We start from the raw sequence: 6,838 nt of genomic DNA, 5'->3' as shown, positions 1-6,838 counted from the left end.
GGTTCGGGCAGCGGCACAAGGGCCGGTGCTCCCGCTGCCGGCTCGTGCGGCAGCGACGGGCCCGCGTCGGCGCCCGCCAGCACCGTGGCCGGCAGATAGACCTCGGCGGTGGTTCCCGATCGGGCTTCCTCGATCGACGAGCCACGCAGCCGCACCCGGATACCGTGCCGGTCGGCCAACCGGCCGACGACGAACAGACCCATGTGGCGAGCGCTGTCGGGGGTGACCTCTCCCCCGGCGCGTAGGCGCATGTTGGCGATGCGGCGGTCGCCATCGGTCATGCCGAGCCCGACATCGACGATCTGCAGCAGAACCGCCCCGTCGCTGCGGAACCCTGCCGAGACCCGGACCGGCGACGCCGGCGGGGAGTAGCGCAGCGCGTTGTCGACCAACTCCGCGATCAGATGGACGATGTCGCCAGAGGCCGCGCCGCCGATCGTGCAGTCGGGCACCATCGACGTTTCCACCCGGCGATAGTCCTCGACCTCGGAGGCGGCCGCGTGGATGATCGACGACAGCGGCACCCCAGAGCGCTGATCTCCCCGAGAGGCCGGCGCACCGGCCAGCACCAGCAGGTTGGCGCCGTTGCGGCGCATCCGGGCGGCGAGGTGGTCGAGCCGGAACAGGCTGTCGAGCCGCTCGGGGTCCTCCTCGTTGCGCTCGAGCCGGTCGATCAGCGAAAGCTGCTGGTCGACAAGTGAGCGGTTGCGCCGCGACATGGTTTCGAACATGTCGTTGACCAACAGCCGCAGCCGGGCCTCGTCGCCGGCCAAAAGCAAAGCCTGCGTATGCAATTCGTCGACCGCATGCGCGACCTGGCCGACTTCCTCGGTGGTGTGAACGGGCAGCGGCTCGGGCGGCGATTCGTCACCGGCCCGAACCCTGGTGATCTCGCGCTCGAGATCCTCGTGGGCGACCTTCAGGGCGCTGTCGCGCAGCACCCGCAGCGGCCGGATCAGCGAACGCGCGACCAGCAGCACCACCAGGAGCGCGGCGATGAGGGCCATCACCACCACAACGGCGTCGCGGATCGCGGCATTGCGCCGGTTGTGGGCCTGGGCTTCGACGGCCTTGGTGACTTGCGCGGTGGTGTCCTTGATGATCTGCGCGGCGATACCGTCGGTGGTCTGTACCGAGTGCAGCAGGTCCGGGTTGTTGACGAGCACAATGGCCGGATTCGACATCAACCCCATCCGGGTGACCATCTGCTGCTGCAGCGTCTTGGCCTCTTGCGAGCCGATGCCGAGCAGTTCGGCCATCCCGAATAACGTCGACGGCTCGGTACCGGCCAGGGTGGTCATCGACGTGCGCAGCTCGGGCTCCGGCATGTCGGCACCGCGGGTGATCAGCAGTTGCTGCAGCATCATCTGGCCGCGGGCCCCCACGGCCCGGCTGAGTCCCTGCGCGGTGGCGCGGATCTTCTCGTTGTCGACGCGCACCGAACCGTCGATCGCGTTCTCGGCGGTCAGCAGGATGGGGGCATACGTCGTCACCCGTACCCGCAAAGTGAGGGTGTTCGATGCGATGTTGTCCAGCAGCGACTGGCCATTGTCCAACAGGGCAGTGACCGCGGTGTCGACGTCGGAGGCGACGTTCGTTCCGGCCAGCCGCGCCTCCAGCTCGTGCTTGCGCGCTTCGTAGTTCTTTTTCGCGCCGTCGGCGTCACCGCCGGTCGAGCTCGCCAGCAATGCCACATCGAGCGCCGACATGTATTTGGTAATCGCCGGAACCATCTCGGTGCGATCGGCGGCCAACCGAAGGCGGTGCGCGTCGCTTACCGCACCCGCGATACGCAATCCCCCGAAAACCATTGCCAGTACCAAAGGCAGGGCGACAATTGCCACGACTTTCCAGCGGACCGGCCAATTGCGCAGCGACCATGTCGGCGGCCGTTTGGTCGATCCGGACTCGGCACTTTGGTTGTGTGCGATGGGAGCTTTAGCCGATGAGATGGCCCGGGCGGCGCGGGCAAACATAGTCACTGGACCAGCGCGGTGTTAGCGTCCGCTCCGCTGAATCGCAGTCTTAGCGCGTCTTTCATGGGACTTCCTGCTAATTGCGCTCACCCCGAGCGACGGGCAAGCGATATACGCCTGGCAATTCGACGAGTATGCCAGGCTGCGGCTGCAGAGACCACAATTCTTACTGAACAGACAGAGTTCAGCGACTGCCGCCAAGTGCTGCCGACGATAGCTGAGCAAATTTTCTGCGCTTGGATTTGTCAGCAAGTCGGCCCGATAAAAGTGCTCAGAGGCCGAGCGGGCAACTGGGGTCAGGCGGCATCGTGCGCATCGGGCAATCGCCCCCTTTGCGGTTACGGTGTGTTGTGTTCAAACTGCTGTTCTACTCCCCGCGGATCGCGCCCAATACGGGCAATGCGATCCGCACCGCAGCGGCCACCGGAGCAGAGCTACACCTCGTCGAACCGCTGGGCTTCGACCTGTCCGAACCCAAGCTGCGCCGGGCGGGGCTGGATTACCACGACCTCGCCTCCGTCACCGTTCACGCATCGCTGGACGACGCCTGGAAGGTGCTCGCGCCGCGGCGGGTGTTCGCCTTCACCGCACACGCGACGCATCTGTACACCGACGTGGGCTACCAAGCCGGCGACGTGCTGATGTTCGGCCCGGAGCCCACCGGCCTGGACTCGGCGACGCTGGCCGACCCACACATCACCCAGCGGGTGCGCATTCCGATGCTGGACGGACGGCGTTCGCTGAATTTGGCCAACGCCGCCGCGGTCGCGGTGTACGAGGCATGGCGGCAACAGGGTTTCCCGGGTGCCGTCTGAGCCATTCGGGTGTGAGACCTACCAGCTGTCCCAGTGCGTGAGCTGCTCGGCCGGCAGCCGCTTGGCCGGCTTGAAATCGGTGCCCTTGGTATAGGCGATCGGGAACAGACCGGCCTGGCTGTACTTCTCGTAGGGGATGCCCAGTATGTCGGCCACCTTTTCCTCGCCGCCGCGGATCAGGTGCAGCGTCGTCCAGCAGGTGCCCAGTCCCCGGGAGCGCAGCGCCAGACAGAAGCTCCAGATCGCCGGGTGCAGTGACGCCCAGAACCCCGCCCCGCCCATCGGCTGCTTGTCCTCGCGGCCTTCGATGCACGGGATCAACAGCACCGGCGCTTCGTGGATGTGCTCGGCCAGGTAGGTCGCGGAATCGCGGACCGCGCCCATCCGCTCACCTCGGGTGTCCCCCTCGCCGTATTCCGGCGACGGCGAGCTCAGGTAGCCGCGGGCGTTGGCGAGGTAGATCTCGCCGATCGCTTTCTTCTTCTCCGCATCCTCGACGAAAACCCATTGCCAGCCTTGCGAATTGGAGCCGGTGGGCGCCTGCAGCGCCAAATCGAGGCATTGCATCAGGACGTCATGCGATACCGGCTTGTCGAAGTCCAGACGTTTGCGGACCGAACGGGTGGTGGTGAGAAGTTCGTCGACAGAGAGGTTAAGGGCCATGAGCGCGAGATTACTCATGCTGTGGAGTCACACTGTTCCCGCCTGCAGTGTCAGGTGACCACCAGGTGGTGCCGGCAACGCACTGGGGTTTGGCGGTCACCGGAAGTCGCGAGACTTCGACCCGATCTTCAGGGTGAGCTTGGCGAACCGCTCGGCCATGATGGTGACTGCGCCACTGGCATTTTGGACCTGACCGCGGACCAGCAGCGCCGGCGCCGTCTGCGCCAACTTGCGGTGCCGCGCCCACACCCCCGGAGTGCACAGCACGTTGACCATTCCGGTCTCGTCCTCGAGGTTGATGAACGTCACCCCTCGAGCCGTTCCCGGTCGCTGCCGGTGGGTAACCGCGCCGGCGACCAGCACCCGGTCACCGTCGGGCACCGACAACAACTCAGCGGCGGGCACCACCCCCATCTCGTCGAGATCTGACCGTATGAACTGGGTCGGGTAGCTGTCCGGCGAGATGCCGGTGGCCCACACGTCGGCCGCGGCCAACTCCACCTCGCTCATCCCGGGTAGGGACGGGATATGCGACGACGAGCCCACCCCGGGTAGGCGTTCCGGCCGTTGGGTGGCGGCCGCGCCGGCCGCCCACAGCGCCTCGCGCCGCGACATCCCGAAGCAGCGCAGCGCGCCTGCGGTGGCCAGCGCTTCGGTCTGCGGCACCGACAACTGGACCCGAGTCGTCAAATCCAGCAGAGAACTGAAGGGGCCATTCGCTTTTCGCTCCTCGACCAGCTTTTCGCCAAGGTCATCTCCGATATGACGGACGCTGCCCAGCCCCAACCGCACTTCGGTTCCGGAGTTCTCCAGGGTGGCATGCACCAGGCTGGCGGCCACACACGGACCGTGCACCGTCACCCCATGTCTGCGGGCGTCGGCCACCAGCGACTGCGGCGAGTAGAAGCCCATCGGCTGCGCACGCAGCAGTGCCGCGCAGAACGCCGCGGGGTGATGCAGCTTGAACCACGACGAGTAGAAGACCAGTGACGCGAAGCTCAGTGAATGGCTTTCCGGGAAGCCGAAATTGGCGAACGCCTCCAGCTTTTCGTAGACCCGGTCGATCACCTCGTCGTCGGCGCCGTGGATTCTCCGCATACCGTCGAAGAACCGGCCGCGCAGCCGTTGCATGCGTTCGGTCGACCGCTTGGAACCCATGGCGCGCCGCAACTGATCGGCCTCAGCGCCGGAAAAGCCGGCACAGTCCACCGCGAGCTGCATCAGCTGTTCCTGAAACAGCGGAACTCCCAACGTCTTCCGCAGCGCCGACTCCATCGACGGATGGTCGTAGACGACTGGGTCGAGGCCGTTGCGCCGCCGGATGTACGGGTGCACCGAGCCACCCTGGATCGGCCCCGGGCGGATCAACGCAACCTCGACCACCAGGTCGTAGAAAATCCTCGGCTTCAACCGCGGCAGGGTGGCCATCTGCGCGCGCGACTCCACCTGGAACACCCCGACGGAATCGGCGCGGGACAGCATTTCGTACACCGCCGGTTCGGACAGGTCCAGCGAGGCCAGGTCGACCTCGATGCCTTTGTGCTCGGCCACCAGGTCGATGGCATAGTGCAGCGCCGAAAGCATACCCAGCCCGAGCAGGTCGAATTTCACCAAACCGATTGCCGCGCAATCGTCTTTGTCCCACTGCAACACGCTGCGGTTTTCCATCCGTGCCCACTCGACCGGGCAGACGTCGGCGATCGGCCGGTCGCAGATCACCATTCCGCCGGAATGGATGCCCATGTGCCGAGGCAGATTCTGGATCTGCTCGGCCAACTCGATCACCTGCTCGGGAATGTCTTCGATGTCCGACGGGCGTCCACTCCAGTGGCTGATCTGTTTACTCCACGCGTCCTGCTGCCCCTGCGAGAAACCCAGGGCCCGAGCCATGTCGCGCACCGCGATCCGGGAGCGGTAGGTGATCACGTTGGCGACCTGAGCCGCATAGTCGCGGCCGTATTTGTTGTAGACGTACTGGATCGCCTTTTCGCGCTGATCCGACTCGATGTCGATGTCGATATCGGGTGGGCCGTCGCGGACCGGCGACAGGAACCGCTCGAACAACAGCTCGTTGGCCACCGGATCGACCGCGGTGACGCCAAGGGCATAACAGACCGCTGAGTTGGCCGCCGATCCCCTGCCCTGACACAGGATGTTGTTCTCCCGACAGAACCGGGTGATGTCGTAGACCACCAAGAAGTAACCCGGAAACTGGAGTTGCGCAATGACTTCCAGCTCACGTTCGATCTGGGCATACGCCTGGCGCGCATGGGCCCGCGGGCCGTAGCGACGCTGAGCTCCCGCCATCGCCAGCTCGCGCAACCAGCTGTCTTCGGTATGCCCGGGCGGAACGTCGAACGGCGGCAGCTTCGGGGCGATGAGCGCCAGACCGAATGAACACTGCTCGCCGAGTTCGGCCGCGGCGGTCACCGCGTCGGGACACTGCGCGAATAGCCGTGCCATCTCCTCACCGGAGCGAAGATGCGAACCGCCAAGCGGGGCCAGCCATCCCGCGGCGTCGTCCAGCGACTTCCTGGCCCGTATCGCGCCCATGGCCATCGCCAGCCTGCGCCGCGACGGTCCGGCGAAATGCGCGCCAGTGGTCGCAACGCTGCCGAGGCCGAATCGTTTTGCGAGTATGGCCAATTCGGCGTTGACTTCGTCGTCACCCGGACAGCCGTGATGGGTCAGCTCGATGCTCACCCGGTTAGAACCGAACCGGTCCACCAGATCGGCCAACGCCGCCGAGGCCGCCTCCGGTCCACCGGTGGCCAGCGCGGAGCGGACGTGGCCTTTGCGGCAACCGGTCAAGATGTGCCAGTGCCCGCCCGCCGCGTCGGTGAGCGCATCGAAGTCGAAGCGCAGCTTGCCTTTCTCACCGCCGGCCAGATGCGCCGCAGCCAACTGCCGCGACAATCGGCGATAGCCTTCCGGCCCGCGCGCCAACACCAGCAGATGCGGACCCGTCGGATCGGGATCGTCGGTCCTGGCGCCGGATCCCAACGACAATTCGGCGCCGAACACCGTACGCATGTCCAACTCCACCGCCGCTTCGGCGAACCGCACCGCCCCGTAGAGGCCGTTGTGATCGGTCAGCGCAATGGCCCGCAGGCCGAGCCGGACCGCCTCTTCGACCAGTTCTTCCGGCGCGCTGGCTCCATCGAGAAAGCTGTATGCCGAATGCGCGTGCAACTCGGCATACGCGACCGACGAACGCATCGGCCGACCGTCGTCCGGCGGCTGGTATGCCATCCGCTTGCGCGACCAGGGCGCCTCATCGGCCGGGGTCCACACGGTTGGCGTGCCGGAACGGCGCGGTTTACCGGAGAGCACCCGCTCCATCTCCGACCAGCCCGGCGGCCCGTTGCTCCAACCCACCGACCC

4 protein-coding genes are annotated in these 6,838 nt (G+C 66.1%); 1 reads left to right on the top strand and 3 read right to left on the bottom strand.

Features of this window, described 5'->3' with window-relative positions:
• The coding region (locus tag WAN02_RS32285; RefSeq protein ID WP_422269426.1) for a sensor histidine kinase at positions 1-1,982 on the bottom strand (1,982 nt) is incomplete at its 3' end.
• 344 nt (positions 1,983-2,326) lie between these two features.
• On the opposite strand from WAN02_RS32285, the gene WAN02_RS32280 reads away from it, so the two are divergent.
• Positions 2,327-2,791 carry a tRNA (cytidine(34)-2'-O)-methyltransferase gene (locus WAN02_RS32280; RefSeq protein ID WP_422269425.1) on the top strand — a complete coding sequence of 155 codons (465 nt, stop codon included), beginning with the start codon at positions 2,327-2,329 and terminating at the stop codon, positions 2,789-2,791.
• 18 nt (positions 2,792-2,809) lie between these two features.
• Here WAN02_RS32280 and WAN02_RS32275 read toward each other — a convergent pair whose 3' ends face one another.
• Positions 2,810-3,454, bottom strand: a complete 645-nt coding sequence (locus tag WAN02_RS32275; protein ID WP_422269424.1) for a nitroreductase family protein — start codon at positions 3,452-3,454, stop codon at positions 2,810-2,812.
• A gap of 96 nt (positions 3,455-3,550) precedes the next feature.
• A complete protein-coding gene (locus WAN02_RS32270; RefSeq protein ID WP_422269423.1) occupies positions 3,551-6,832 on the bottom strand; it encodes an error-prone DNA polymerase in 3,282 nt (1,093 codons plus the stop codon).
• Positions 6,833-6,838 lie beyond the last annotated feature (6 nt).

Source organism: Mycobacterium sp. (assembly GCF_049281135.1).
Taxonomy (GTDB): Bacteria; Actinomycetota; Actinomycetes; order Mycobacteriales; family Mycobacteriaceae; genus Mycobacterium.
Note: the sequence above shows the minus strand (reverse complement) of the source record. Positions and strands in the feature narration are given on the sequence as shown.

Excerpts from the sequence above, each read along its gene's own strand:
- WAN02_RS32275 (WP_422269424.1), bottom strand. The coding sequence starts at position 3,454 with ATGGCCCTTAACCTCTCTGTCGACGAACTTCTCACCACCACCCGTTCG.